Below are 26,910 nucleotides of genomic sequence, written 5' to 3' on the forward strand. Positions count from 1 at the left end.
AACCACGGCATGGACCCACGGCTGCTCGACTACTACAACCAGGAACTGATCTATATGCGCGAGCTGGCCGGCGAGTTCGCACACGCGCATCCAAAGATCGCGCGGCGTCTGGGTATGCATGCCGGCGACGTAGCCGACCCGTACGTCGAACGCCTGATCGAGTCGTTCTGTTTCATGTCCGCGCGCATGCAGATCAAACTCGACGCGGAATTTCCGCGCTTCACCGGGCGGCTGCTCGAGGTGCTGTATCCGAACTACGTCGCGCCCACGCCGTCGATGGCGGTCGCCCGTTTGTATCCGAGCAGCAAGGAAGGCAATCTGGCCGAGGGGTTTCGAGTCCCGCGTGGCACGGCATTCACCGCTCGCATACCGGAGGGCGAAAAAACAGCCTGTCAGTTTCGCAGCGGGCAGGATGTCACGCTTTATCCGTTGACGATCATCGCGGCACGTCTGACCGGCATCCCGCCGGATATTCCGGCGCTCGATCGTTATATACCGCCCCACGCGCAGATTCGCGGCGCGTTGCGCCTGCGGCTGCGCACAACTGGCGACATGCGAATTGCCGATCTCAAAGGCCTCGACCGGCTCCCCGTCTATCTGGCCGGCGACGAACAGGTGGCCTCCCAGCTCTTCGAATTACTGCACACAGCGGGTGTCGCGACGATTACCGGCGCGCCCGATCGGTTCGGTGCGCCCGAGGAAGCGTTGCACGCTGTCACGTCAGAGGCGCTCGTGCATGAAGGCCTCGATCCCGATCAAGGCCTGCTGCCGCTGACGTGGTCGAAGTTTCACGGCCACAATCTTCTGCACGAGTACTTCGCGTGTCCGAGCCGCTTCTATTTCTTTACACTGACAGGACTCGAAGCGGGCTTGCGGCGCATCAGCGGGCACGAGGCGGAAATCGTGGTATTGCTCGAACAGCCGCCCGACCGTCTGGCGAATCTCGTCGACGTCTCGCGTTTCGCGCTGTTCTGCACACCGGTCATCAATCTTTTCCCGAAGCACACGGACCGCATTGAACTGTCCGCCGTCGAAACCGAATTTCGCTTGATCCCGGCACGATTGACACCGTTGGACTACGAAGTATTTTCTGTCGAAACCATATACGGCCAGGCTGCCGCGACTTCGACCGAATTTGAGTTTCGTCCTCTGTACCAGACACTCAATAATGACGAAGGCAACCACGGACGATACTTTTCGATGCGCCGCGAGCGCCGGCTCACCTCTGACTCCGTGCGTCGTTACGGCACGCGCACACAGTACATCGGCACGGAAACGTTCGTCTCGCTAGTCGACCAGCATGAAGCGCCGTATGCCGAAGATATCCGCTACCTGTCGGTGGATGCGTATGTGACCAACCGCGACCTGCCGAGCCTCGTGCCGCGCGACGGCATTCGCGATCTGACAGTAGCCGAATCGGCACCGCTGGAAAGCGCCGGACTGATCCGTGCGCCGAGCGCGCCCAAAGCGCCCTATGCCGAGCGCGAAATGGCCTGGCGACTGATCCGTCAACTGAACTTCAACTATCTGCCACTGGACAATCTCGATCACCGCGCGGGCGGCCAGGGTCTGCGCGATCTGCTGCGTCTTTTCCTCAGCGGAGAGGACGCCGCGCATCGGCGGCAAATCGAAAGTCTGGTGGGCGTGAAGACCAAAGCCGTCACACGCAAGCTGCCAGGCAGCGGGCCGCTCGTGTTCGGGCGGGGTATCGAATGCATCTTGACGGTGGATGAATCCGGCTTTTCGGGTGTCAGTCCTTATCTGTTCGGGCTAATACTCGAACGTTATCTGGCTCGGCATGTGTCGATCAACGCGTTCACGCAAACTGAACTCCATTCCATGCAGCGCGGCCGCCTTGCGCGTTGGCCGGTGCGCCACGGCGCGCGAGGTGCGGCGTGATGCAGCGAGCCGCGCTGGTTGCCGTCGCCCGCGACACGGCCCTGTCGCCACAATGGGTCGAACATCTGCGGGCCGAGCCCTGGCGTCATGGCTTTCTGGCGCTGATGCGTCGCATTGGCGCCGATCCACGCATCGACCCGGTGGGCACGGCACGCCGACCGCAGGCAGAGCCGTTTCGCCTCGGCCAGCAACCGAGCCTCGCATTTGCGCCGCGCGAGATTGCTAGCGTCGGCGCAGCAAACGGCCGCCTGAAGGTGCGTCTCTTCGGCCTGGGCATGCTAGGTCCGAACGGACCGTTGCCGATTCACGTGACCGAGACCGCACGCGATCGCGAGGAGAGCCGGCACGACGCCACCCTCGTCAATTTTCTCGACGTCTTTCACCATCGTTATCTGACGCTGCTGTATCGCGCCTGGGAATCGGCACAAGCCGCAGCCGGTCTGGACCGCCCCGGCGACGAACGGTTCTCGTTCTACATCGCGAGTCTCGCGGGTCTCGACATGGCCGAGATCGGCGGGCAGCAGCTGCCCTCCCACGCGCGTCTGTCGGCATCGGCTCATCTGGTACGCGAAGCACGCAACCCGGACGGATTGCGTGCGACGCTCGAGCGCTATTTCGGCGTGCCGGTTGCAATCGAAGAATACGTGTTTCACTGGATCGACGTAGACCCTGCCGAGCACAGCCACCTTGGCAAGCCAGGTACGCCCGCCACGATGGCGCAAGGCGCGATGCTCGGCGAGCAGGTGCTCGATCGGCAGCACAGGTTTCGCATCGTGATTGGCCCGCTCGACATGGTCGAATATCTGCGCTTCACTCCACAGGGGGCGGATTTGCCGAAACTCGTCGAATGGGTGCGGGCATTTGTCGGCTACGAGTTCGCGTGGGAGCTCGAGTTGCGCATCAAGGCGCATAGCGCGCCGCCCGCGATTGTCGGCGGGCCGCAGCAACTCGGCTGGTCCAGCTGGCTTGGACGCTCGCCGACCGGCGAGGCGATTACTGGCATGCGTTTCGAGCCCGAGCAGTATGTCCATCAATTTTCGCGAAGCGATGCATAGCGGTCCCGTGGTCAAGCATGAGGTTCCAGCCATGAACAGCAGACAATCCTCTGTTCCCAAAACAATGTCGACGAACAAGCCCTCGCCATACGATTGGATGACGCCGGTGGATACGGAGGCGCCGTGCGGTCCCGATCTGGAATACGATCCGGAATTCGTGGTGTTATCCGCCAGCGTGGTCACCAGACCGGAGGCACAGTATGGCGACTTCGTCGGCATGCCGGAGCCGGTGAACTGGGGCGAGGTCGAGCGAGATTGTCGACGACTCATGATGCGCAGCAAGGATATGCGGCTGGCCGTTCTGTTTTGCCGCTGCCGTACACGCCTGGCGGGTCCCATAGGACTGGCCGAGGGGTTGGGTTTGCTCGCGGCATGGCTGGCTGCGTTTCCAGACTCGATCCACCCGCAACTCGCGGTGGACGCCGATCGCGACGCCGCGCTTGAAATCCGCATGAACGCATTGCAGACGCTGACGGACGCCGAGGGCTTGCTCGCCGACCTGCGCGAGTTCCCGCTGACGCGAACCAGCGCGACGCGGCTCCAGGTGCGCGACGTGGAACGTGCGTTTGCGCAACCGCGTGCCAGTGACGCGCTCGCGCCTGAATCGGCGGCTCGGCAACTGGAGGATCTGCGGGTGCAGCAGCCCACGGTGATGGACGCTATCGCCGCGGCGCTAGCGAGCGTTGCCGCTATCGATGCGTGGGCTCAGGAACTGCTTGGCGAGTATGCACCGGATCTATCGATGTTGATTCGGTTGCTGAGGCTTTTTCCTGTGACGGCGTCCTCTAACAGAGCCGCTCCGGAATCTGATCTTACGTACACACCCGCGCCCGATGGCACCCAGCGTAGCGTTGTCACGTCGGAGCCTGTCGATACCGCGCGTGTCGAACCCGAGTTGAAACCCGCCGATGATTGCGCTGGGAGCATCGCACACCAGTCGTGTGAGAGTCGCGTTGACAAAGGCCTGGCCAACCGAAACGCTGCTCTTGAATTGGTTCGGACCGCACGCCAGTGGTTCGAAACCCATGAGCCGAGCAGCCCCATACCCGTCTTGCTCAAGCGCGCCGAGACGCTTGTTGGCAAACGCTATTCTGAAACTGTGAACGCCATTCCCGCAGAACTGTTGGCAGAGTGGGATAAGGAATAGGCTTCCTTCCATCCGCGGAGAGATTTTTGGTCTACTGCATCGATCGTGCGCCGTAGGGAAGCATGGTTACAGGGGAATTTTCTCTCACTCGTTAAATTACTTTGTAATCCGAACTTAACATTTGACAAATCTTTACCTCTCGACGATGGACGACCACTGCGATTTTTTCAATAATTAAACGGAATGGCGCGGTATGCGGAGCGCTCTAATACTTCGCGCACGTATATCTTCTGCATCGTTCTGCGCAGCCGTCGCCTCACCGAGGATCCCTATCATGTTCAATCCGCTTCACACTCGCACTCTCCAGGTTTCCGGCGAAGCCTTGCCTGTTTGGGGCGGTGCACCGGTACTGGTGCCGGTGCGCCTAACCGGCACTGAAGCACTGGGCAAACTGTACGAGTATGCGCTCGACGTGGCGACAGTGGACGATCCGACACTACGCGTATGGGAGGCGCAAGAGCTGATCGTACCCGATACCCTGATCGGCAAGGTCGTCACCATCTCCATCGAGTTCAGTGGCAACGGTACCTTCCTTCCCGGCTTGCTCGACAACACCGGCACGGCCAATACGGGCGCCGGCATTCGCAGGATTTCAGGTCTCCTGACCGCAGTGCAGTCTGCGGGCGCGGATGATCGCCACGCGTACTACCGGTTCATCGTGCGGCCGTGGCTTTGGCTGGCAACGCGAAACCGCGAAAGCCGCATATTCCAGAACATCAGCGTCATTGATATCACGCAACAATTGCTCAAGGCCGCGTACCCATTTCCGATCGAACTGCGTTTGGGATCAATCGGTTTGAAGTCCGGGTACCCAGTCCGTGACTTTGTGCGGCAGTTCTGGCAGAGCGATTTCGAGTTTCTGACCATGCTCTGGCGCGAATGGGGCCTGTATTACTTCTTCGACGAATTGACCTTGATCCTGTGCGATTCACCCGGCTCCCAACGCAAACACGGAAATGCCTACGACACGATCCGCTATCACGCGCCGGACGGCACGCGCATTGAAGAGGAACACATTCACAAGATCAACGTGTCGCGCAAATTAACTGCCGGCAACGTAAGCCTGATCGACTACGACTACACCCGGTCGCGTGCGCAACTCACTGCCAGCAAGAAAGAATACAGCGAGACTGCGTTTGAAAATGCCGAGCACTACGCCAGTGGGGACTATTCGCAACCGCAGGCAGGTACGATGGGGTTGACGGGCGAACCTAATGACTGTGAAACTGAGGCGGGATACCTCGCACGTGTTCGCATGGATGCGATACGCTGCCGCAGTCTACGCCTACGCGGACGCGGCAACCTGCGCGGCTTAACAACGGGCAAAACGTTGTGGCTGACGGATCATCCGCAGAAGAAGATTAACGCCGAATATCTGGTCATAGCGACCACGCTCGACATCCGCAACGCCGGGAAAATAAGATCGACTTCCGTTCACAAACCGCAATACCAGTGCGTGACGGACTTCGTGCTTCAACCCGCAGACACATTCTTCAGGAATCGTCTAAAAAAGAAGCCCCGTTGCGGCGGAGAGACGGCCGTCGTTGTAGGGCCCGAGAACCAGCCGATGTGGGTCGATGGCTACGCGCGCATAAAAATCCAGTTCGTCTGGGACCGGTTGGGCAACAAGGATCAGAACTCCAGTTGCTGGGTACGAGTTTCCTCCCCCTGGCAAGGTGACGGATTCGGCGCGCTCTACTTACCGAGGATCGGTCAGGAGGTAACCGTCAACTACCACGAGGGCGACCCAGACAAGCCGTACGTGTCGGCGCGAATGGTGAACCAGTTTAATCAGCCACCATGGGAACTGCCGAAGAACCAGGCGTTGACGGGTACACGCACCCGCGACCTCGAAGGGAAACAGTCCAACCACTTCGTAGCGGACGACACTCCGGGTCAGCTTCAGGTTCAGGCTGCCAGTGACCACGCACAGTCTCGACTGGTGCTGGGCTACAACACGCGGATCGAGGGTAACAAAGGGAGGCAGGAAGCGCGCGGCGTGGGCTGGGAACTGGCCACTGACTCATGGGGCGTTGCACGTGCTGGCCGCGGCATGCTGATTACGACCGAGAAGCGTGAAGGCGCAACAGTAGCGGCCAAGGACATGGGCGAGACACTAGAGCGTCTCACCGAGGCGCAATATCTTCACAAGAACCTGGCGCAACTCGCGCTGCAGCACAAGGCCCAGCAGAACGAAGCGAGTCAGAACGACGCCACAAAGGCCATTCAGGACCAGAACAACGCGATACGTGGCAATGCAACTGGGACCGGCAATCCATTTCCGCAGCTCGCTGAGCCACACATGGTGCTTGCCAGTGCCGCCGGCATCGGAATAACAGCAGCTCAGAGCACGCATATCGCCAGCAATCTGGACCTCGCTGCCACCACGGGGCGTGACGTAAGCATTTCATCAGGCCGATCGCTATTTGCGACAGTTCGAGGCGCGGTTTCGATCTTCGCCTACCGGCTCGGCATGAAGCTGGTGGCGGCAAAGGGCAAGGTCGAACTCCAGGCGCAAAGCGACGAGATGGCATTGAGCGCGTTGAAAGACATCACAATCACGAGCTCGGACGGAAGAATCATCCTGAACGCAGCGAAGGAAGTCTGGATCGGCGCAGGTGGCTCATACCTCCGTATCAATGGAAATCTGATTGAAAATTGCACGCATGGCCAGATTCTCGAAAGAAGCACTGCGTGGGAAAAACAAGGCCCTACGGGCGCTCATCGGCAGAAACAGGCGTTCTTCGAGAGCCAGCAGCCACTGTCGTACAGCCAGCGTATATTCCTCGACACGGTTTTCAACAATCCCGCAGGCATTTCTGAGCCTGTGAAGTACCGGTTCATTGATGAAACGGGTGAAACTCTCGGCATCGGCATGATCGATGACAGCGGCAATACGTTGCGTGCATTCACTGCGTCTCCGCAGCCTATCAAGACTGTTTTCGATTTGAATCATGGCAAGTGGACGACACTGAGTTACCGGGATTCGGTCCGTATAGTAAGCAACGAAACCGATAAGACTGACGCCGGTGTCTTCGACTATGCGGATCACCAGAACGGCGACGACTCCGCTGCGGACGGCGACAGTTTTTCCTGAAACGCTACAAATAAGATTGAAATTTCGATCAAGGCTGATCTATAGCGGCCCGGGAGTCTGGCGTGCACATACAGTCACAGACACGAATTCGGCTTGACGATTAATCAGTGATACAAGGTAAGGAAATTGATGCACAGACTCGTACTCGCAGCGCTCATGCTGTTTCTCTCCAGCCTCGCCGTATTGAGCGCGGCTGAGCCAAGGGCGCCGGTAGACACGCCACTGGGTGTGCCTGACGGCTTCTCCGCAATCGCGATCGATTCGATTGGAAGCGGTCGCTACTGCGTAAGCGGATTTGTTTACGATGATGCCGGTCCGAGCGAATCGGCTTACGTCCTTCTGTTAGACGCCAATAGTCGTCAAGTCATTTGGCGCACGCTCGTTCCACACGACCGCGGATCAGTGAGTAGTTCGGCGACCCGCTGTCTGAGTGATGACCACGCGTATTACGTCATCACTCAGGAAAATACGAACAGTTCGGAATCGCTCAATCAGACACGCGTGGTCATCAACAAGATTTCCGACAATGGAAATCTGCTGCGGCAGAAGCCGATTGAGGCAGGGTTCGATGAATGGGCGTTTCTGCTCGACGTCCAGCCCGACGCGATCTCAGTCGGCGGCGGCACAAGCGCCACGCTCAATCGTGGCGGACAATTCGGCACTTTCGTTGAACAGTTCGATACCAATCTCGTGCGGACGAAAACGATAAGACTGGACAGCGGTGCGTTCTGGACCGCGTCGAACGCCAGACTCAACGGTGAATCTCTGCTCGTTGCGGGCCAATTTCTTCCGAATACTGCCTCGTTGCCAGGTCGCACGGTATTTCCGGCCTCGAAGATCGACCTCGCCAACAGAAAATATGTCTGGTCCAGCTACGCTTCTCCGCCCGACACGCAACAGGCACATACGATTTTCGCCGAGGAAGACACTACGTACACCGTTGCTCTGACCGCAACCCGTCTTTCAGTATTGATGCTCGACCATACAGGTAAGACAGTAAGCAGCTTTTCCGTAAAAAAGCCACTTTGCGGCATCAACGCATTGACGGTAGATGGTCGTACATTGAAGGTGCTCGGCTCATCCTGCGAGAAAGAGTCTTCTTCAGTAATCGCCGTGGTCGACATGATCGACAAGACAGTGGTTGTCCTGCGCAAACTGGACGCGAATGTCTCTGCGTCGCAATTCGACGGTCAATCCTGGGTTGGTATCGTGACAACCAAAACCCATGGCCAGGTGTTTAGGCGCGGCGCTGTATAGGGAGGCCATCATGACGGACATGTATACCGCCGAAAAAAGAGTCGCGTTTATCAAGAGCCTTTATTGCCCGGCGCGCCAGTGCGCGGATGAGACGGGATGTTCCTGGGAATTGATTCTCGCCCAAGCTGCCCAGGAAACGGGGTGGGGTGAAAAAATACTGCCTGGGACGAACAATGTTTTCAACATCAAGGCAACATCGGACTGGCAGGGAGAATCCAGAGCGTTCAACGTCTGGGAAAAGGTCAACGGTCAAAAGATATGGATCAATGCACCCTTCCGCGTGTACGCCTCGATCCTCGACAGCCTGCGTGACCGACAGAAGTTCCTTCAGGACAATCCGCGTTATAGGCACGCGGGACTCTATAGCGACGACATCAAAGGGAATTTCGTTGAGGAAGCTCAGGCACTAAAACGTGGCGGATATGCTACTGATGAAGCATATGCGGTCAAACTCAAACAGGTTTTCGACGGACCGACGATGCAGCGCGCCATTGCAGCCGCGAAGAAAGATGGATGCAAAGGATGCTTGCCGACAATCAATGTGTACATCCGGGATGCAGCTCGTGTGGAGCTTGCGAACTCGAAAGTCAAAGTCTCGCAAGGAAACAATACGTGTGAACTGCTCGCGGATAACAACGGACATGTGCAAATCCAGGCCGCCATATCCGGCGGACCGGTTGCAATCGAGGTATGGTCAGAACATGACCGCGCATGGATAGCCATTGAAGAAAAGGTACGACCGACCTCTCCTCCCACCGCAATTACGTTGATCGCCCCGACCTTGGTCATCGACTCGGTAACCGAACGTCATGAGCAACCGATCGCATCGGATACTGCCAGCACGCCGGCTCACACCAGGTCAACGCATACTCCGGCCGCAAGCGCATCGCCGCGTCGCTCGAAGTCGACTCACGCGACGGGTGAAAAAAACGCCGCCGATACCGACCTGGGAAACTACACGATCAAAAGAGGGGACTCTCTCATTCAAATCGCCAAAGCACATTCAACTAGCTATCTGACTTTGGCCCGCCTGAACGGAATCGTATCGCCTTATCACATTTATCCTGGGCAGATAGTCAAAGTGCCCAAGCCACGCCAGGCCTCCCAAAAAGCAGGGGTATTTCACGGTGCCGACACTCTGCCCCTGAGCCCGAACAATGCAGTACATGCGCTGCGTCATAGAGGCACAACCGATCATCCGCAAACGGATGTACTCAGCGCGCGCCGCGCTCCGTGGATGGCAATCGCTGAACATGAGTTCCAGGCCGGAGTGCGACGCAGAGGGGGTGCTCATCCCGACCGGCACATTCAGGAGTATTTCAGTGCCACGTCGTTGGGTCGGCAACGCTCCGATAACCTCGCTTATTGCGCTGCCTTTGTGAACTGGTGTTTGACTCGCGCAGGATTTCGCGGCAATAACAGCGCTGGCGCAAGAAGCCTTTCAACGTGGGGCCGGGCAACGCACGACAATAAACCCGCGTATGGCGCAATTGCGATCGTACATTTCCCCACAGGCGGATTTCACGTGACGTTTGTCAACGGGAAGGAGCCTGGCCGCTCAAATGCGCCGAGAATAGCGACGCTTGGCGGTAATCAGGGCCACGCGCATGAAGTCAGTCACAGTGCGGTTCCTGCGTCATGGATCACGCACTACCGGTTTCCTGTCGACTATATCGACCACGCAGAAGACTACGATCTTGACGAGGCGAGCGTCGATAGCGCCCAGATGAGTGCGGCGTCGACTCATTAATCATGTTCCCAATTTAAGGCTTCAGACACAGACCCAATGAAAATATCTCTTCCACGAATAGCAATGTCCATGCTTTCGATTGTCGCGCTCGCGTCGGCGTGTAAGGCTGCTGACCAGGATACTATGCTGAAATCAACCGACGTGCCCTATTCCGCCACAATTTCTCTTCGGGACGCCGGCCGCGATACAGATGGACGAAGATTGATTTCTTACCGGATCAATTTGGCGTCTGCCAAGTGCGAAGAACTGGTTATCGCCGGAAACGCAAAATTCTATGCCATGACTGATGGCATGCAGGTTGACTCGACATTCCTGCCGAACGGAAAAGTTGTAAAAACCAGCATCTTCAAAGACTACGGCAAGAACGGTGAAATTGACATTACCATGGACATCGAGTCTGCTCGGCCGCAGTATGCCGGCGTACTCATTAATCACTCACCCGCTGTCAATGGTGCCTGCTTCAATATCAATGAAGTCAGCTACGACTTCTACAGCCGGCCACCCCGTCGGCGGTAGAAATCATGCGATTTAAGTGGAGTGGCAAACAACATGGATTTCATCCGTTTGGGCGACGCTACTGACGATGGCGGCAAAGTCACGAGCGCTTCATCGGCGATGTTCTTCGATGGAAGGCTCGTCGCCCGCAAGGGCGATACAGTGTCGTGCCCGACTCATCCTGACCGCAGCCCCAATCTGATCGTGGAAGGCGACGACTCGATAATGGACAACGGCGTGGCGGTCGCGCGCCACGGGCACCATGCGGCATGCGGTTGCCGCCTGATTTCGAGCCTGCGAACATGACCAGACGGATTGGATTTCATCTCAGGGGTGAAGAATCGCAAAAAGGCGAAACACCTCACACCTTCGTCATCGTTTCGCGAGGCGGGTCAGGGACTTATCAACTCGTGATCAACGACTTGCCCCACGGCGCTCGCGCTGTCAGATGCTTTCTTTCGCCACTCGATGCGTTAATAGAAGCGAGTTGCCTTGCGAATTCCGGCCGAGACTACGAGGTCGTCACGGCCTCGGCGATCGACCGCAGTGCTATCTGCGACGATCGGGGTCAGCGTCTATTCGCCTGTTTCCACCAGGCATGGATCGGTCGTCAGGGTCGCATTTTGTTGCGCACTAACGGCTTACCTGTTGCAGATTGCCGCCTGATACGACGGCCGCCGCCGGGCGAGTTGCTAAGGTTCGAACTCGATGCCGATACGTTGGAAGCTCTTGACGAGGTCCGCCAACTGGCCGGACTGTTTGCATGGCTGGAAACGGTTCAGGATCTTGCTCGCTGGACCAACGCGCGGCTGCAAGGTGCCGTGCAGCGCGCTCTACGGACCATGCCTACCGTTGAGCGTCCAGATACGGGCTCTGAGCAGTTCGTGATGTTCGATCCAGAGTTAGGCCAATGACATTTCGTGCCGTTTGCTGCAGCGGCCCAATACCAGGCACCTCGTATCATGCGCCAATAGCGCAACGAGTTATTGCGGAAGTACTCGCCGTAAAGCGACTAGCAAAGATCGCGAACCGCTTCGCGAATATCCCGAAGCGGATTCAGTTGGGTGGATTGCATTGTCGAAATCTTCCGTCCTTCAAGCAAGCGCGGCAGTGGCGCGCATCGTCAGATAACCTTCGTGGTCTTTGGCCCATAAATCGACAGTCTTGCCATCGGCGGAGGGCCTGCCGCACACAGTGAAGGGCTGACCGGCGAAGGTCGGACGCAGCGCCTTGAACGCGAAGCTTTGGAAGCTCGCATCGGGTTGTTCGCGGCGCACCAGATCGACCAGCAAGGTCGCGATTAGCGGGCCGTGGACGATCAATCCCGGATAGCCCTCGACCTGCGTGACGTACGGATAGTCGTAATGGATGCGATGGCCGTTGAATGTCAGCGCGGAGTAACGGAACAGCATCACGGCGTTCGCGTCGATGGAGCGCCGCCACGTTTCGCCTTCGGGCGCAAGCGCCGGTTGCGGTGGCCGCGCGCCTTCCTGAGGCGCGTCACGATAGACGATGTCGTGTTCTTCTTCGAGCTTCAGTTCCCCGTCTGCCTCGATCGCGTGCTGCACCGTGACGAACACGAGACGGCCCGAACGGCCGGTCTTGTCTTCGATGTTGGCGATGGTCGAGGTCCGTTTGGCGTGCTCACCGACTTTCAGCGGTGCGTGGAAGGTCAGCCGGCCACCGGCCCACATGCGGCGCGGCAGCGGCACCGGCGGCAGGAAATCGCCGCGCTTCGGGTGGCCATCCGGCCCCACGTCGGACAGCGGTGCAATTGGCAGAAAGTATAGCCAGTGCCACAACGGTGGCACCGTGTCGCCGTTTTCGGCGCGATCGAGCGTGGCGGCCATCGCCGTGAGAGGAAAAGCGGTGATGTCGTCTTCGGTCACCGCCTCTTTGTTGAGCCAGTCGTCGAGTTTCTCTGGGGAGGCAGACATGAGCAGAGTCTCCGGATACGCATGTTGAGCTAAATAGGGGCCTACTATGAACCAGTTAGTGTGTTTCGCGAAGTTTGAATTTTCGAAGCGGGTCTTTGCCTTTGCTTAAGCCCCTGATACGTCCACTTGGCGGACGCTTCGGTCAGGCTCCTTCGCGCGAGTGTGCCATGGCTTCATCTTCGGCGCGTTGCCGGACCTGAAGTGCCATCGCTTCAGCGTGGCTTACCGTGGTGATTTTGCCGAGAGGCCGGCGTGCGGATGCGCGGGGCGATGTGAATTGAAGAGCAAGAGTCGGAGTGCGTCGCGCGGCTTGCATGCTTACACTCAAGCATCGCTCGATGATCGCTTGATGGAGAATGCTCATGGATACTGTGGCAAAGCACACGGCTACACTGGAACTGGAATTGCAACCGCGGCGGACGACGCAGAAGGATGTTGGCACGTGTTCGATCGTACAACGCGTCGACGCTATCGACTGGTTCGAAGTCGAAGATCAGTTGAACCGCTATGGCTGCGCGATGTTGCACGACCTGCTCACGGATGACGAGTGCGACGTACTGACCGCGCTCTATCCGCGCAACGAGTTGTACCGCAGCCGCGTCGTGATGGCGCGACATGGATTCGGACGTGGCGAATATAAGTATTTCGCGTATCCGCTGCCACCGTTGGTCGCCGATTTACGCACGCGGCTTTATCCGCATCTTGCGCCGGTCGCGAATCGCTGGAATGCGGCGATGGATATTGACGTCCGTTATCCGGCCGTGCACGCAGAGTTTGTTGAACGTTGTCACGCCGATGGGCAAGTGCGTCCCACTCCGTTGATTCTTCAATATGCCACGGACGATTACAACTGCCTGCATCAGGATCTGTACGGCGAACACGTGTTCCCGTTGCAGACGGCGATTCTGCTGTCCGAGCCCGGCAAGGATTTCACGGGCGGGGAGTTCGTTATGACCGAGCAGCGGCCACGGATGCAATCACGCGCGGAAGTTGTGCCGCTCGGCAAGGGCGACGCCGTGGTGTTTGCGGTTCATCATCGGCCCGTGCAGGGCACGCGTGGGGTGTATCGCGTGAATTTGCGGCATGGTGTTAGTCGGGTTAGGTCTGGCCGACGGCATACTGTTGGGGTGATTTTTCATGATGCCGGGTGAGGGGTAGATTTTTTTGCCTTTGGCGGCGGCGTTTTGTGGTCGTGGTTGTGCCTACGGCGGTGGCCTTTCCTTGGTTTGGTTTTTTGGGGTTTCCTTGCTCTGGGTTTTTTGGCCTTTCCTTGTGTTCTTATTGGTTTATTAGCGTCGCCCCGCACAGGGGCGACGCTAATAAACCAGAAACAAAACAAGAAAAGGCCAAAGAGGCAAGAACCAGAAAACGCCGCCGCCAAAGGCAAAAAAAACCATCACCGAGACGTCACAGCAACACCATGCGAAAACTGCCCCCGCTCGACCAGAGCGCCAAACAACAGTCCAATCGTCGCCCACATAATCACCTGCATGCCGATCGCCGCAGTGCGGAATTTCCATAGCAATACAGCAGGAAAAGCAGCCGGCACTTCGTTAATGGTCGGCATCGACAATTGCACTGCGCCAATAATCACGATAAACACGACCACTGCCACAATCGACCCATTCCAGGCACCAAACTTCATCGCGACACGGCGACGGACCTTCAGCGAAAACACCATCGTCGCGAGCGATATCGCAATCATCAGGAAAAATAAACCCGTCCGCATCCCGATCGTCTCGGGATCCCCCACCGATGGTGGATTCGCCGGATACTTGATGTTCGGAACAATCACCACCGCAATGAACGCGCCAAGCGCAAGCCATGCGGACAAGGCCCGCACGCTCAAACTACCGACCCGCCCATAGGCATAGGCAAACACCAGCGAAAACAATCCGCCGAATGCGGCGCCATATGTCACCACGCCGGTCAACAGCCCGAGGCCGGCTTGCGTGCCGCGGCTGACCAGTTCGGGTTCAGGCGCTTCACCCTTGGCCGCATCGGCCTTTTCCTCGAAGGAAATCGCCTGATCGACCTGCGGTTCGCCGACGACTCTGGCGAAGCCGAACGTGAGCAATCCCGCGGCGATGCCCGCAAGCATCCCGCGTACCAACAATTTACCAACCATGTTCGACTCCGTTAGTGGCAGGGAAAGCCGAGCAGATGGCGGCCGTCGTGCACGAACTCATGCACGTACATGCCGGGCACCAGCGACGTGGCACCCTCTTCCGCACCAACGAAATACAGCGCCAGCAGCATCAACAAACCGCCGAACACGACCCAGGGCAGCAATTCACGTAGCGGAATCGGCGTGGGTTGCGCGACAGGCTGAGCCGCGGAATGGAAAACAGCATCGTTCATATTGGACATCTCCTGGGGGTAACGCGCCCCGATAGTCGATTGAAGAGGAATGGTGCGAAGCTCAGGTCTGGCTTTCGGCTTGTCAATGTGCCGATTACAGTGGCGCGACCGCGCCGGGCTCTCACCGGCTTCCGTGCTTCGCAGTCCCGCTATTCTACGCGCTAAACTTTGCGCATCGGTAACGCAAACATGCTTGCCGCAGGCGGTTCTGGCGCAGCCTCTTCGGAAAGGAATTCAATGGACACACGGCTGTTGCTGGTCAGCCACGCGCCGACCGCCGCAATGCGCGCGGGCCGCTTCCCCGCGGACGATCCACTCGACGATCGCGGCCGCGTCGACATCCTCGCCGCCCAAACGCGGCTATCCCTTCCGGACGACGCGACCGCCTTCGTCAGCCCGGCCATCTGCGCGCGCGAAACGGCGTCGGCTTTAGGGCTCATGGCAACGGTCGCTGCCGGTCTGGCGGATCTCGACTACGGCCAATGGCATGGCAGGCGTCTCGCCGATCTCGCCACCGAAGCGCCGCAAGACCTCGCCACATGGACGCGCGATCCGGAGGCCGCCCCACACGGCGGGGAGTCGTTCAGTCAACTCGTGAAACGGGTGGGCCTGTGGCTCGACGCGCAAAGCGGCGCACCAGACGAGACGCGCAATATCGTTGGAGTCACGCATGCGTTGGTGATCCGGGCCGCGATCATTCATGTGCTCGGGGTGTCCCCAGCGGTGTTCCCGCGCATCGAAATCGCGCCGCTCTCGGTGATTGAACTGCGACGTTCGCCACGTGGATGGACATGGTGGCCGGCGTCACCGTGACAAACGATGTGCCTCGGCCGCGCGCCGCGGGGCGTCTTCAGGAGGCATACCGCTTCTATACCGGGAACGCCATTGCGAAGGCGAAGTTCATTTCCCCGACACGACCAGCCGCAGCTTGTTCGAACCCGCGGGCGTCGCCGTGATTTCGGTCCGCTTGCCGGGTGAGCCGATATAGAAATGCTGACGTCCCGGCGAATTCTGATCGTGCGTCGCGTCTGGCAAACACGACGCGATGTCCGCTGCGACGGCTTGCAGCGCATCCGCATTCGAGCCGGCGTCGTGATGTGGCGTCCACATGCATTGATAGCTGCCGTGGCTTGCTGAACAGGCCGCGTCGTCGCCGTAGGGTTGCGCGATGCCCTTGCCGTCGTCTGGCGTGAGCGCGGCTAGACCACCCGGCGCAGCCGCGATGATACGTTTGAGGGACGCGCATGGACTCGGCGCGTCGTCGGCGTTTGTGATGCGGGGCAGCAGAGTGCCTAGTGATAGGGCGGCAATCGTGATTGCGAGTAGCCTGGGGTTGTTCATCTGGGCGCGGTCCTTGAGAGCGGGGCCCTTCGGGCGGGAGCACGGTTCGTGCCTATGAGCGCTCGCGCGCGTGGTCTCGCGTGGTCTATTTGCGGCGTGTATGCCTGTGGCGTTGGCCTTTTCTTGTTCTGGCTTCTTTGGCCTTTCCTTGCATTCTTATTGGTCTATTAGCTTCGCCCCTGTGCGGGGCAGGCACCTACTTTTCTTTGCCGGCCGCAAAGAAAAGTAGGCAAAAGAAAGCGGCTCAAACCGCCAACATCTAAGCGGGTCCCCTGGCTTGGAGGGGCTGGTGGCCCGATTAACGGATCACACCTCGGTCCATAAGCGCCCGTGACACAGCCGTCATCCGCTCCCACTCCGCACTGCGTGCGTCGCAGATGGGTACAGCACGGAAACCGGGCGCTCCGTTTGTGCGCGGCGGGGGCCATCGGCTTCGCCTCGGCGCGGCGCCGAAACACACCAACGTTTTGGAAGTGCCGGCGCTGAAGCCGGCTAGGTACGCCACGGTATGCCGCTGCGAACTACCTGAAGACCCATGGTTTTAGAAGTACTGGTGCTAGCAGTGAAGCCAGCAAGTCGGCGGGGTGTGCCACCGTGAGTCGCCGCGCAACGGCAATCGCGAGCGCAAAAAGCAGGAACTGGTTTGATGAAGCACCGCCCCGGCGCGCGCAGCGCCGCCGGAAGAATGACGGCCTGGTCACTCACGAGAGCAGGTGCGCAGGCCCAATCTCTACGGGGCCACGATCCCCTCCAAGCCAGGGGACCCGCTTAGATGTTGGCGGTTTGAGCCGCTTTCTTTTGCCTACTTTTCTTTGCGGCTGGCAAAGAAAAGTAGGTGCCGCCCCGCACAGGGGCGACGCTAATAAACCAATAAGAATGCAAGGAAAGGCCAACGCCGTAGGCAAACAAAAACACCAAAAACCGCCAGCCCCAAAGCTGGCCCAAAACTTGCGCCCTCGCCATACCGGCCTGAACAAACCAGGCCCTCAATACCAGCTAAGCCATGCCTAACCCGACCCCCGCCGCCCCGTCGGCCCGCCTCACCCGCCTTTCCTGCGGTATCGCAGGAATCAACGACATCCTCGGAGGTGGGCTCACCCCTCACCGCATGTACCTCGTCGAAGGCGCGCCCGGCACGGGCAAAACTACCCTGGCCTTGCAATTTTTACTCCAGGGCGCCGCCGAAAACCAGATCGGCCTGTACATCACCCTCTCCGAAACCCGCTCGGAACTACTCTCCGTGGCCGACAGCCACGGCTGGGATATCAGTCCGTTCACTATCCTCGAACTGCTATCCGATGAGGGCCTGGACCCGCAGTTCGAGCAAACCGTCCTGCACCCCGCCGAAGTCGAACTCGGCGAAACCGTGCGCAATGTCATCAAGCTGGTGGACGAACTCAAACCAGCGCGGATCGTCCTCGATAGCCTCTCCGAATTGCGGCTGCTGTCGCAGAACGCGCTGCGCTATCGCCGCCAGATTCTCGCGCTCAAGCGCTATTTCGCCACGCGCGAATGCACAGTCCTGCTGCTCGACGACAACTCATCGGACCCCGGCGACGTGCAGTTGCACAGCATCGCGCACGGCGTGATCAGCCTCGATAACCTCGTACACGACTACGGCGGCAACCGCCGGCGCATGCGCGTCACCAAGATGCGCGGCATCAAGTTTCGCGAGGGCTATCACGACTTCACGCTCGACACCGGCGGCATTCATGTCTACCCACGTCTGGTCGCCAACGAGCACCATGCGGAATTCCGCGCCGAAGTGGTCAGCACCGGCACGCAGGGTCTCGATGCGCTGCTCGGCGGTGGCCTGATTCCCGGCACCAACGCACTGATGATCGGCCCGTCAGGCGTCGGCAAAACCACCACCGTGGTGTCGTGCCTGATCGCGGCGCTGGAGCGTGGCGAGCGCTGCGTCTACTACGTGTTCGACGAAACTCTCACCACGCTGATGATCCGCTCGGCCACACTCGGCATGTACCTGGCGCCACACGTTCAGAGCGGCTTGCTGACGCTGCGTCAGATCGACCCCGCGGAGATCTCGCCCGGCGAATTCGCCAGCGACGTGCGCAACTCGGTCGAGAACAAAGGCGTCAGGTACGTCGCCATCGACAGTCTGAACGCCTATCTTCAGGCGATGCCCGGCGAGCGCTATCTGCTCCTGCAGATGCACGAACTGCTCGGCTATCTGAATCAGCAGGGCGTCATCACGATGCTGGTGCTGGGTCAACACGGCATCATCGGCGAAATTCAGAACGACATCGACATCAGCTATCTCAGCGACGTCGTCGTGCTGTTCCGCTATTTCGAACATCATGGCGAAGTGCTCACCGCCGTCACCGCGGTCAAGAGCCGCGCGAACGCGCACGAGCGTTCGATCCGGCAGTTCCGCCTCGGCAGCGGCGGCGTGGAAGTCGGCGAAGCGTTGCGCGATTTCGAAGGCGTACTGTCCGGCCTGCCCGCTTATCGAGGGAGTACGGCCCTGCTCGGCGCGACCGACCATCTCATCGACACGGCCAGGTCGTAACGTCATGGAGCAACGCGTCCTTATCCTGGCGCCGTTTGGCCGCGACGCCGATGTCATAGCCGAGGTCCTGCACAAAGACGAGCGCGAATGTGTCGCGTGCCGCGACGTCGACACGCTCACCCATAATCTGAATGCCGGCGCGGGCAGCGCCCTGATCGCCGAAGAAGCCCTCGCCGACAGCCGTGCGGCGCCGCTCTTCGCATGGCTCGAACAACAGCCGGCGTGGTCGGACTTCCCTTTCATTCTGCTTGCCGCCAATCGTGTCGGCCGCCGTTCCGCGCGCGGCCTCGAAGTGCTCGAACGGCTCGGCAACGTGGTAGTGCTCGAACGTCCGCTGAACTCTGAAACCTTGCGCCGCGCGGTGGTGTCGTCGCTGCGGGCGCGCGCGCGGCAATACGAATCGCGCCGCCATCTGGCCGAACGGATCGAAGCGCAAAACGCCCTGGTGCAGTTGAACGATTCGCTGGAGAGCCGCATCGCCGAACGCACCCACGAACTCGCGTCCGCGAACAACCGGCTGATGATGGAAATCCATGAGCGCGCCAAGGTGCAGGCCGTGCTGGTCCAGTCGCAAAAGATGGAGGCGCTCGGGCAACTCACCGGCGGCATCGCGCACGACTTCAACAATCTGCTGAATGTCATCATGGTCAATGCGGAACTGATCTCACGGGTCGGCAGCGACGAGCGCATCCGCGCCATGGCCGCAACCGTCAAACGCGCGACCGAGCGCGGCGCGAAGCTGACCGGCCAGTTGCTCACCTTCTCGCGCAACAGCAACCTCGATCTGAAAGCGGTGGACGTGGTGGCCCTGCTGCAAGGCATGCACGACATCATCACCGTGTCGCTTGGCTCCAGCATCGGCTACACCAACGAGTTTGCCGCCGAGGAAATGTGGACCGAGGCCGACGCCAATCAGCTCGAACTGGCGATTCTCAACCTGGCGATCAACGCGCGCGATGCAATGACGGGCGGCGGCCAGCTCGGCATTCACGTGAAGGAATGCAGCGCACCTGATCAGACACTCGCCGACGGACGCTATGTAGTCGTCGAAGTCGCCGACACCGGCTCGGGCGTTCCTCCCGACGTGGTGTCGCGCGTGTTCGACCCTTTCTTCACGACCAAGCCGGTCGGCAAGGGCACCGGGCTCGGCTTGAGCCAGGTTTACGGCATCGCGCGACAGGCCGGCGGCACGGCGCGCCTCTTTAGCGAGGAAGGCGTCGGCACCACGGTGGAGATCTGGCTGCCGCTGCGCGAGCCCGTCGCCACGCAGACCGAGGCGGCGTCCGACGTCGAGCAGAACGCCGTCGGCGTGAAGCGCGTACTGGTGGTGGAGGACGACAGCGAAGTGCGCGCGATGCTGGTGGAATGCCTGAGAATGCTCGGCTATACCGTGACCGAAGCGGCGGACGGACCCACCGGGCTGAATCGTCTGAAAGACGACAACCCCGACTTGCTGATGGTCGACTTCGCGATGCCGGGCATGAACGGCATCGACGTGATCGCCGAGGCGCGCAAGATGCGCGAGGATCTGCCGGTGATTCTCGCCACCGGTTACGCAGACGTGGATATATCCGGCCTCGCCGTGAAGCGCTGCACCATCTTGCGCAAACCGTTCCAGCTCGACGACCTGGCGCGTACGGTCCGGCTCGGCCTCGGCGAGGCGCGCAGCGATGCTGCCGCCAGCGGCACGGGGCGGGGCTGAGGAAACGCCCTTGCCGTACGTGCTTGCGTCCCCCGCTGCTCATGGCTGTCCACTTTCGCCTATGAAACCTCCCGACAAAAAATTCAATTCAATAGTTTGCTAACGAATTTTTAAGAAATACAATGTCGGCCATGTCGAATCTCGATACCTTGCGCCGCACCGTCAGCAGCACCTTGGTCGTCGCTGCCAGAAAATGGCGGCGCACGAGCCATGGCGTGCTCGCGGCCTTCAACGTCTCCGAAGCGTGCGCCACGCCGCTGCTGACCGCCAGCCGGCTTGGCGAAGCGGTGCGCCAGGTCACGCTGGCCGATCACATTGGTATTGAAGGACCGTCGCTGGTTCGGCTGCTCGACCAGTTGTGCGCAGCCGGCCTGATGCGCCGCGACGAAGATCCGGAAGACCGGCGCGCGAAAACGGTCGTACTCACCGAAGAAGGCCGCGCCGCCACCGCAAAAATGGAAGAAGAACTTGTCACGCTGCGCGCGCAGGCGCTCAAGGGCGTCTCGCGCAGCGATCTCGAAGCGACCTTGCGTGTGCTGGCCGCATTCACCGCCGACGCCGCCACCGCTACCACCACCGCGCCCGAGCGCGCGGAACCACGCGCGCCGCACACACCGCACACACCGCATTCGCCGCGCGCCGCCCACGAGCCGGCCAACCCTGGCGGAAAAGCGAACAAATCCCGCAAAGGCAAAGCCGGCCCAGCCGCAGGGCCAAACGTCAGGGACACGGCGTAACGGTTTATGGTCTACCCCTCAATTCGCGACTGGCTGTTCTCGGTCAAGACGTTTGCCGCGGCAATGATTGCGCTCTATATCGGTCTCGCGCTCGAATTGCCACGGCCGTACTGGGCAATGGCCACGGTCTATATCGTGTCGAATCCGTTTGTCGGCGCGACTCGCTCCAAGGCGCTCTATCGCGCGCTCGGCACTGCCCTCGGCGCGTCGGGCGCGGTGCTGCTGGTGCCGCCGTTCGTCGAGTCGCCCTATCTGTTCAGCGTGGTCGTCGCCTTGTGGACCGGTACGCTGCTCTATCTGGCGGTGGCTGACCGCACCGCGCGCAGCTACGTCTTCATGCTGGCGGCCTACACCATGCCGATCATTGCCCTGCCTTCGGTGAACGATCCTGGCGGTGTATTCGACCTGGCGGTCAGCCGGACGGAAGAAATCACGCTCGGCATTGTGTGCGCGAGCATTGTCGGCGGGGCGCTGTTTCCGAGCCAGCTCGCCCCCACCATCATCGAGCGGACCGATGCCTGGTTTCGCGACGCCGCCTTCTACTCAACCGAAACCCTGTCCGGGCGCATTGCCGGCTCGGCAATCTCAGCGGCGCGCCAACGGCTGGCGGCGACCATCAACGGGCTGGAATTACTGCTAAGCCAGCTTGCCTACGACGACACACGGCCGGACATTCTGGCGCGCACGCGTGAACTGCGCGGGCGCATGCAGTTGCTGCTGCCGATCATGTCGTCGCTGGCCGATCCGCTGGTCGCGCTCTACAACAGCGGCCGCCAGACCTGGCCCGAGGGCCTCGAAGCATTGCTCAACGACGTCATCAACTGGTTCAACGAAGCGCTTCCCGCCGCGAGTGAGGGCCATCACCCCGACGCGGTAGCGAACGGCTTGCGTGAGCGCATCGCCGCCATGCAACCCTCACCGGCCGCGCTGGCGAGCTGGGACGGCGCGTTGCTCTCGAACGCGCTGTGGCGTATGAAACAGGTGATCGACGTGTGGCAGGACTGCCGCTCGCTGCGCATCATCATCATGCGCGAAGAAGGTTCGTGGCGGCCGCGTTTTCGGCATTGGCGGCTGGGCGGCACGGAGCGCTTCTTCGACCGTGGCCTCATGCTGTTCTCGACGGTCTCGGCAGGCACCGCGGTCGTTCTCGCGTGCGGCCTGTGGATCAGCTCAGGCTGGGCGGACGGCGCCAGCGCGGTGACGCTCGCGGCGGTGGCCTGCTGCTTCTTCGCCGCGCTCGACGAACCGGCGCCGATGGTGTTCCGGTTCTTCGTGGCAACCGCGATCAGCGTGGCAGCGGCGGGCGTCTATCTGTTTGCCGTGCTGCCGCATGTCCACGACTTCCCCATGCTGGTCATCCTGTTCGCCGCACCGTTCATCCTGGTCGGCACGCTGATCCCGCGCCCCCAATTCAACATGGCGACGGTGCTGGTCGCGGTCAATACGGCCACCTTCATCAGTATTCAGGACGCTTACGACGCCAACTTTCTGATCTTCCTGAACAGCAATCTCGCGGGCCTCGCCGGCTTGCTGTACGCTTATCTGTGGACCCGGGCAACGCGCCCGTTCGGCGCCGAATTCGCCGCCTCACGGTTGCTGCGCTCGAGCTGGGCCGACGTCGCGCTGACAGCATCCACGCAGCCGATCGAAGATCCGCGCAACCTTGCCGCACGCATGCTCGACCGCCTCATGCAACTGATCCCGCGCCTTGCCGCGACGGACGACCACCGGCATCCGTCGATCGAAAGCTTTCGCGATCTGCGAATCGCCTTCAACGCGCTCGATCTGCGCCGCCTGATGCGCAAGCTCGGCGGCGAGGCGCCGGTCGCGATCGAACGCGTACTCGAAGACGTGCGCGCGTATTTCGACCACTGCGTCGACCGGCGTACGCGCCAGCCGGTGCCCGAAAGCCTGATGTCGTCGATCGATGCAGCGGTGGCGCGCGTCACCGCACAAGGCCTCGCCAATGCCGGCGCGCCCACGGCGACCTCGCAGACCTCGGCGCGCCAGTTGCGCGACGCGTTGCACGCGCTGGTTGGCTTGCGTCTTTCGCTGTTTCCGGCCACTTTGATCACGCCCACGCCGCCCGAACCGGAGGCCGCCGCCTGATGCGCCCATCCCGCAAGCTGTTTCACACCCCTCTCCATTCCGCGCGATGATCGGTGAAATCGATATCTTCGGCGTGTTCGTGCCCGCCGTGCTCGTGCTGATGTTGATCGCGTATCTCATCAACCTGGTCATCCGCACGGTGCTCGCACGCGTCGGCTTTTACCGCTTCGTCTGGCACCGCTCCATCTTCGATCTCGGCATCTACGTGCTGGTGCTGGGCCTTGTCGTTGTCGTTTCGCACAGACTAATAACGTGAAAAAAACCTGGTTCTCCGTCGGTCAGATTCTGCTGACCCTGATCGTCGTCGTGATCGCGGCCGCTGTGCTGTGGAAACTGGTCGCCTACTACATGTTTGCACCGTGGACCCGCGACGGCCACGTGCGCGCCGACGTGATCCAGGTCGCGCCGGATATCTCGGGGCTCATTTCGTCGGTGGAAGTGGTGGATAACCAGCAGGTCAAGCAAGGCCAGGTGCTGTTCGTGATCGACCAGGCGCGCTATACGCTCGCGCTGCGTCAGGCGCAAGCCACCGCGCAACAGCGCCGCGCCACGCTCGATCAGGCGCGCCGCGAGGATGTGCGTAACCGCAAGCTCGGCAACCTGGTCGCGGCGGAAGTCTCCGAGGAAAGCCGCTCGCGCGTCGAGCAGGCCGAGGCAGCGCTGGCCGATGCGAACGTGGCGATCGATACGGCCAAACTGAATCTGCAACGCGCCACGATCCTGAGCCCGGTGGACGGCTATCTGAACGACCGCGCGCCGCGGGCCGGCGAATACGTCACGGCGGGGCGCGCGGTGCTGGCGGTGGTCGACCTGCATTCGTTCCGCGTCGACGGTTATTTCGAGGAGACCAAGCTGCGCGGTATCGACATCGGCCAACCGGTGGATATCAAGGTAATGGGCGAGCCGAACGTGCTGCGCGGTCACGTGCAAAGCATCGTCGCCGCGATCGAAGACCGCGACCGTACGCAAGGCTCGAATCTGCTGCCGAATGTCAACCCAGCGTTCAGCTGGGTGCGGCTCGCGCAACGGATTCCGGTGCGCGTGGTGCTCGACGATATTCCCGCCGATTTCCGCATGATCGCCGGACGTACCGCAACGGTGTCGGTGCGCGATCTGTCGCCGGGCGGCAAGCGCCGGCCGGCCGCGGCCACGTCGGGCGCGGTGGATGCATCGGCGGCTTCGGCTGGGCCGGCTGCGTCCGCTGCTTCCGCTGCACAATCGGCCTCCGCCGCCGCTACCTCGGGCGCATCGCAATGAAGCTGTCGCGTACCCTGCCCTTACTGCCGCTGCTGCCGCTGGCTGTAGCGCTGAACGGCTGCATCAACGTCGGGCCCGATTACGCGCTGCCGAAAGAGGCGCTTGTCAACGCGCCGCTCGCCAATACGCCGATTGAAGGCGCGGATGCGAAGCTCACCTCGCAGCAGAACGTGCCCGCGGTATGGTGGAAACTGTATGACGATTCCCTGCTCAACGGCCTCGTCGATGAAGCGCTGCAATCGAATACCGACCTGCGCGTCGCGGCGGCCAATCTTGCCCGCTCGCGCGAGGCGCTGGGCGTCGCCGAGGCGCAAGGCGGCTTCTCCGGCAAGTCCTCGGCCCTGGTCTCACGCGCGCAGGAGTCGGCCGAGCAGTATCTGATGTTCAACAAAATACCGGTCGCCAACGAAGGCGATTTCGGCATCAGCATCTCCTACGAGATCGATCTGTTCGGCAAGTTGCGGCGCGGCGTGGAAGCCGCGCAGGCCGACACCGAGTCCGTGCAGGCCGCCGCCGATCTCGCCCGGGTCACGGTGGTGGCGGACGTGGTGCGCTCCTACGTCGAGCAATGCTCGGCAGCCGAGGAGCTCCACATCGCGCAGCAGTCGCTCGCCTTGCAGAAGGAGCGCGTGGACGTGTCGCGCCGTTTGCGCGACGCGGGACGCGGCAATCAGACCGACGTGACGCGTGGCCAGACCCAGGTCGATACTTTGTCGGCGGATATTCCGCGCTTTACGGCGCGCCGCAAGATCGCGCAATACCGGCTCGCGGCGCTGCTCGCCCGCGCGCCGTCCGACCTGCCGCCGGCCGTGCTGGCCTGCAACACGCTGCCGCGGATTCGTCAGCCGATTCCAATCGGCGACGGCGCCGCGCTACTCAAGCGCCGTCCCGATGTGCGCGAGGCCGAGCGTCAACTCGCGGCGTCGACCGCACGTATCGGCGTCGCCACCGGCGCGTTGTATCCGACGGTGAGCATCGGCGCATCGGCCGGTCTGACCGGCGTGCTCGAAGACATTGGCACGCAGCCAACCGCTCGCTGGTCCTTCGGCCCGCTGATCAGCTGGACCTTTCCGACGAACGGCGCGCGCGGCCGGGTGCGCGAAGCGCAGGCGTCGAGCCAGGTGGCGCTGGCGAAGTTCGACGGCGTGGTGCTGACCGCGTTGCGCGAAACCGAAACCAGCCTCGCCACCTACGCATCGGACTACGCCCGCGCCGACGCTTTGCAGGCTGCGCTGAAGTCGGCCAGCCAGTCCGCGGACGAAACGCATCGGCTGTATCAGGCCGGACGCGAGTCGTTTATTTCGGACCTCGATGCAACGCGCACACTGACCTCGACCAAGTCCCAGGTGGCGGCGGCGGAAGGCCAGGTGGCGATCGATCAGGTCAACCTGTTCCTCGCGCTCGGCGGCGGGTGGCAAACCGATCCGCCGCCGGCGGCGCCTGCGACGGCAACGACGAAGCGTGCTGTCGCCGTGCCGACTGCCGCGACGGCGACCCACGCCCCCTGACAGCCATCTGATTTCCCCTGAAGAAAGCCGCTCGACGCAGCAGCTCGCGGCCTTCAAAACCTTACAGAATTATTTTTGACAAGCTTTCTTTTAGCTTTCAGTTCAGGTTAAATACGTGCATTCACATCACGTTTCGGGGGCACGTATGTCGCAGTTCATGCAAGGCGCAGCAACGCTGGGCGGCTGCATCGGCGTTTTCACGGTAGTGGTCGCGATGGTGGAGATGCTGGCGAATTAGGCGGCATACAGCATGAGCGGCGGCGGCCCTAACCCGTCCGCCGCTTCGCCGCCGCCTGGTGAATCGCGGCCCGCACCCGCGGATACGTGCCGCAACGGCAAACAATATTGGACATCGCCGCGTCGATGTCGGCATCCGTAGGATTGGGCTTCCGCTTGAGCAGCGCACACGCCGCCATGAGCTGTGCGCTCTGGCAATAGCCGCACTGCACCACGTCGAGATCGATCCACGCCGCCTTTAGCGCCTGCGCTTCCGCGCCCTGCACGCCTTCGATCGTCGTCACCTTCTGCGCATTCAGACTCGATATCGGCGTCTGACATGCAAGGGCCGCCTTGTCCTCGAGATGAATCGTGCATGCGCCACAAATACCCACGCCGCAGCCGAACTTGGTGCCGGTCATGCCGAGTTCGCAGCGCAGCACCCACAACAGCGGCATATCCGGTTCGGCCTGCACGGCCACTGCGCGGCCATTGATATTCAGCGATCCCAT

Annotated in this window: 23 protein-coding genes and 1 riboswitch; of the genes, 18 read left to right on the forward strand and 5 right to left on the reverse strand. The window is 60.9% G+C overall.

From position 1 onward, the window contains the following. The first annotated feature begins 9 nt into the window (after positions 1-9). From tssF to PQR27_RS31160, 9 genes are all read left to right on the forward strand, one after another. Positions 10-1,899, forward strand: a complete 1,890-nt coding sequence (tssF, locus tag PQR27_RS31120; RefSeq protein ID WP_408527406.1) for a type VI secretion system baseplate subunit TssF — start codon at positions 10-12, stop codon at positions 1,897-1,899. Continuing rightward, positions 1,899-2,954 carry a type VI secretion system baseplate subunit TssG gene (gene tssG / locus PQR27_RS31125; protein WP_408527407.1) on the forward strand — a complete coding sequence of 352 codons (1,056 nt, stop codon included), beginning with the start codon at positions 1,899-1,901 and terminating at the stop codon, positions 2,952-2,954. The genes tssF and tssG overlap by 1 nt, the downstream gene beginning before the upstream one ends. Before the next feature lie 97 nt (positions 2,955-3,051). Beyond that, positions 3,052-4,101 (forward strand): type VI secretion system protein TssA, encoded by a 1,050-nt coding sequence (gene tssA / locus PQR27_RS31130; protein WP_408528362.1) that lies wholly within the window; start codon positions 3,052-3,054, stop codon positions 4,099-4,101. Positions 4,102-4,375: 274 nt separating this feature from the next. Next, entirely contained in the window at positions 4,376-7,198 is a 2,823-nt protein-coding gene (tssI, locus tag PQR27_RS31135; protein WP_408527408.1) for a type VI secretion system Vgr family protein, read from the forward strand. 156 nt (positions 7,199-7,354) lie between these two features. After that, the gene (locus PQR27_RS31140; RefSeq protein WP_408527409.1) at positions 7,355-8,455 is read left to right on the forward strand and encodes a hypothetical protein; all 1,101 of its coding nucleotides are present in this window, start codon (positions 7,355-7,357) and stop codon (positions 8,453-8,455) included. A gap of 10 nt (positions 8,456-8,465) precedes the next feature. Next, the gene (locus tag PQR27_RS31145) at positions 8,466-10,205 is read left to right on the forward strand and encodes a glucosaminidase domain-containing protein (RefSeq protein ID WP_408527410.1); all 1,740 of its coding nucleotides are present in this window, start codon (positions 8,466-8,468) and stop codon (positions 10,203-10,205) included. 63 nt (positions 10,206-10,268) lie between these two features. Beyond that, on the forward strand, positions 10,269-10,721 hold the full coding sequence (locus PQR27_RS31150) for a hypothetical protein (RefSeq protein ID WP_408527411.1): 453 nt from the start codon (positions 10,269-10,271) through the stop codon (positions 10,719-10,721). A gap of 33 nt (positions 10,722-10,754) precedes the next feature. After that, the gene (locus tag PQR27_RS31155; RefSeq protein ID WP_408527412.1) at positions 10,755-11,006 is read left to right on the forward strand and encodes a PAAR domain-containing protein; all 252 of its coding nucleotides are present in this window, start codon (positions 10,755-10,757) and stop codon (positions 11,004-11,006) included. Further along, complete coding sequence (locus PQR27_RS31160) at positions 11,003-11,614, forward strand: hypothetical protein (protein ID WP_408527413.1); 612 nt, start codon at positions 11,003-11,005, stop codon at positions 11,612-11,614. The genes PQR27_RS31155 and PQR27_RS31160 overlap by 4 nt, the downstream gene beginning before the upstream one ends. A gap of 180 nt (positions 11,615-11,794) precedes the next feature. On the opposite strand, the gene PQR27_RS31165 is transcribed toward PQR27_RS31160, so the two are convergent. Then, on the reverse strand, positions 11,795-12,637 hold the full coding sequence (locus tag PQR27_RS31165) for an HTD2 family dehydratase (protein WP_408527414.1): 843 nt from the start codon (positions 12,635-12,637) through the stop codon (positions 11,795-11,797). Positions 12,638-12,999: 362 nt separating this feature from the next. Here PQR27_RS31165 and PQR27_RS31170 point away from each other — a divergent pair, with 362 nt between their 5' ends. Continuing rightward, complete coding sequence (locus tag PQR27_RS31170; RefSeq protein ID WP_408527415.1) at positions 13,000-13,788, forward strand: 2OG-Fe(II) oxygenase; 789 nt, start codon at positions 13,000-13,002, stop codon at positions 13,786-13,788. A 245-nt stretch (positions 13,789-14,033) separates the two neighbouring features. Here PQR27_RS31170 and PQR27_RS31175 read toward each other — a convergent pair whose 3' ends face one another. Both PQR27_RS31175 and PQR27_RS31180 read right to left on the reverse strand, forming a co-directional pair. Then, a complete protein-coding gene (locus PQR27_RS31175) occupies positions 14,034-14,765 on the reverse strand; it encodes a CbtA family protein (protein ID WP_408527416.1) in 732 nt (243 codons plus the stop codon). Between the two features lie 11 nt (positions 14,766-14,776). Continuing rightward, a complete protein-coding gene (locus PQR27_RS31180; RefSeq protein WP_408527417.1) occupies positions 14,777-14,998 on the reverse strand; it encodes a CbtB domain-containing protein in 222 nt (73 codons plus the stop codon). Between the two features lie 53 nt (positions 14,999-15,051). After that, positions 15,052-15,141: riboswitch (adenosylcobalamin (AdoCbl) riboswitch) on the reverse strand. 94 nt (positions 15,142-15,235) lie between these two features. Here PQR27_RS31180 and PQR27_RS31185 point away from each other — a divergent pair. Continuing rightward, positions 15,236-15,811: a histidine phosphatase family protein gene (locus PQR27_RS31185; RefSeq protein ID WP_408527418.1), complete on the forward strand. Its 576-nt coding sequence runs from the start codon at positions 15,236-15,238 to the stop codon at positions 15,809-15,811. Positions 15,812-15,898: 87 nt separating this feature from the next. Here PQR27_RS31185 and PQR27_RS31190 read toward each other — a convergent pair whose 3' ends face one another. Then, positions 15,899-16,339, reverse strand: a complete 441-nt coding sequence (locus tag PQR27_RS31190) for a hypothetical protein (protein WP_408527419.1) — start codon at positions 16,337-16,339, stop codon at positions 15,899-15,901. Positions 16,340-17,342: 1,003 nt separating this feature from the next. Here PQR27_RS31190 and PQR27_RS31195 point away from each other — a divergent pair. The 7 genes from PQR27_RS31195 (at position 17,343) to PQR27_RS31225 (ending at position 26,182) form a co-directional block, all read left to right on the forward strand. Next, the gene (locus PQR27_RS31195) at positions 17,343-18,869 is read left to right on the forward strand and encodes an ATPase domain-containing protein (protein ID WP_408527420.1); all 1,527 of its coding nucleotides are present in this window, start codon (positions 17,343-17,345) and stop codon (positions 18,867-18,869) included. A 4-nt stretch (positions 18,870-18,873) separates the two neighbouring features. Then, positions 18,874-20,571, forward strand: a complete 1,698-nt coding sequence (locus tag PQR27_RS31200; RefSeq protein ID WP_408527421.1) for an ATP-binding protein — start codon at positions 18,874-18,876, stop codon at positions 20,569-20,571. Between the two features lie 131 nt (positions 20,572-20,702). Next, positions 20,703-21,308, forward strand: coding sequence for a MarR family winged helix-turn-helix transcriptional regulator (locus PQR27_RS31205; RefSeq protein WP_408528363.1), 606 nt, complete (start codon positions 20,703-20,705; stop codon positions 21,306-21,308). 6 nt (positions 21,309-21,314) lie between these two features. Then, entirely contained in the window at positions 21,315-23,417 is a 2,103-nt protein-coding gene (locus PQR27_RS31210; protein ID WP_408527422.1) for an FUSC family protein, read from the forward strand. Between the two features lie 46 nt (positions 23,418-23,463). Next, positions 23,464-23,673, forward strand: a complete 210-nt coding sequence (locus PQR27_RS31215) for a DUF1656 domain-containing protein (protein ID WP_120348982.1) — start codon at positions 23,464-23,466, stop codon at positions 23,671-23,673. After that, positions 23,670-24,674 (forward strand): efflux RND transporter periplasmic adaptor subunit, encoded by a 1,005-nt coding sequence (locus PQR27_RS31220; protein ID WP_408527423.1) that lies wholly within the window; start codon positions 23,670-23,672, stop codon positions 24,672-24,674. Before PQR27_RS31215 ends, PQR27_RS31220 begins: the two co-directional genes overlap by 4 nt. Further along, complete coding sequence (locus tag PQR27_RS31225) at positions 24,671-26,182, forward strand: efflux transporter outer membrane subunit (RefSeq protein WP_408527424.1); 1,512 nt, start codon at positions 24,671-24,673, stop codon at positions 26,180-26,182. Before PQR27_RS31220 ends, PQR27_RS31225 begins: the two co-directional genes overlap by 4 nt. 266 nt (positions 26,183-26,448) lie before the next feature. On the opposite strand, the gene PQR27_RS31230 is transcribed toward PQR27_RS31225, so the two are convergent. Continuing rightward, the gene (locus PQR27_RS31230) at positions 26,449-26,910 is read right to left on the reverse strand and encodes a (2Fe-2S)-binding protein (protein WP_408527425.1); all 462 of its coding nucleotides are present in this window, start codon (positions 26,908-26,910) and stop codon (positions 26,449-26,451) included.

Origin of the sequence: Paraburkholderia fungorum (assembly GCF_046027215.1) — a bacterium.
GTDB lineage: Bacteria > Pseudomonadota > Gammaproteobacteria > Burkholderiales > Burkholderiaceae > Paraburkholderia > Paraburkholderia fungorum_D.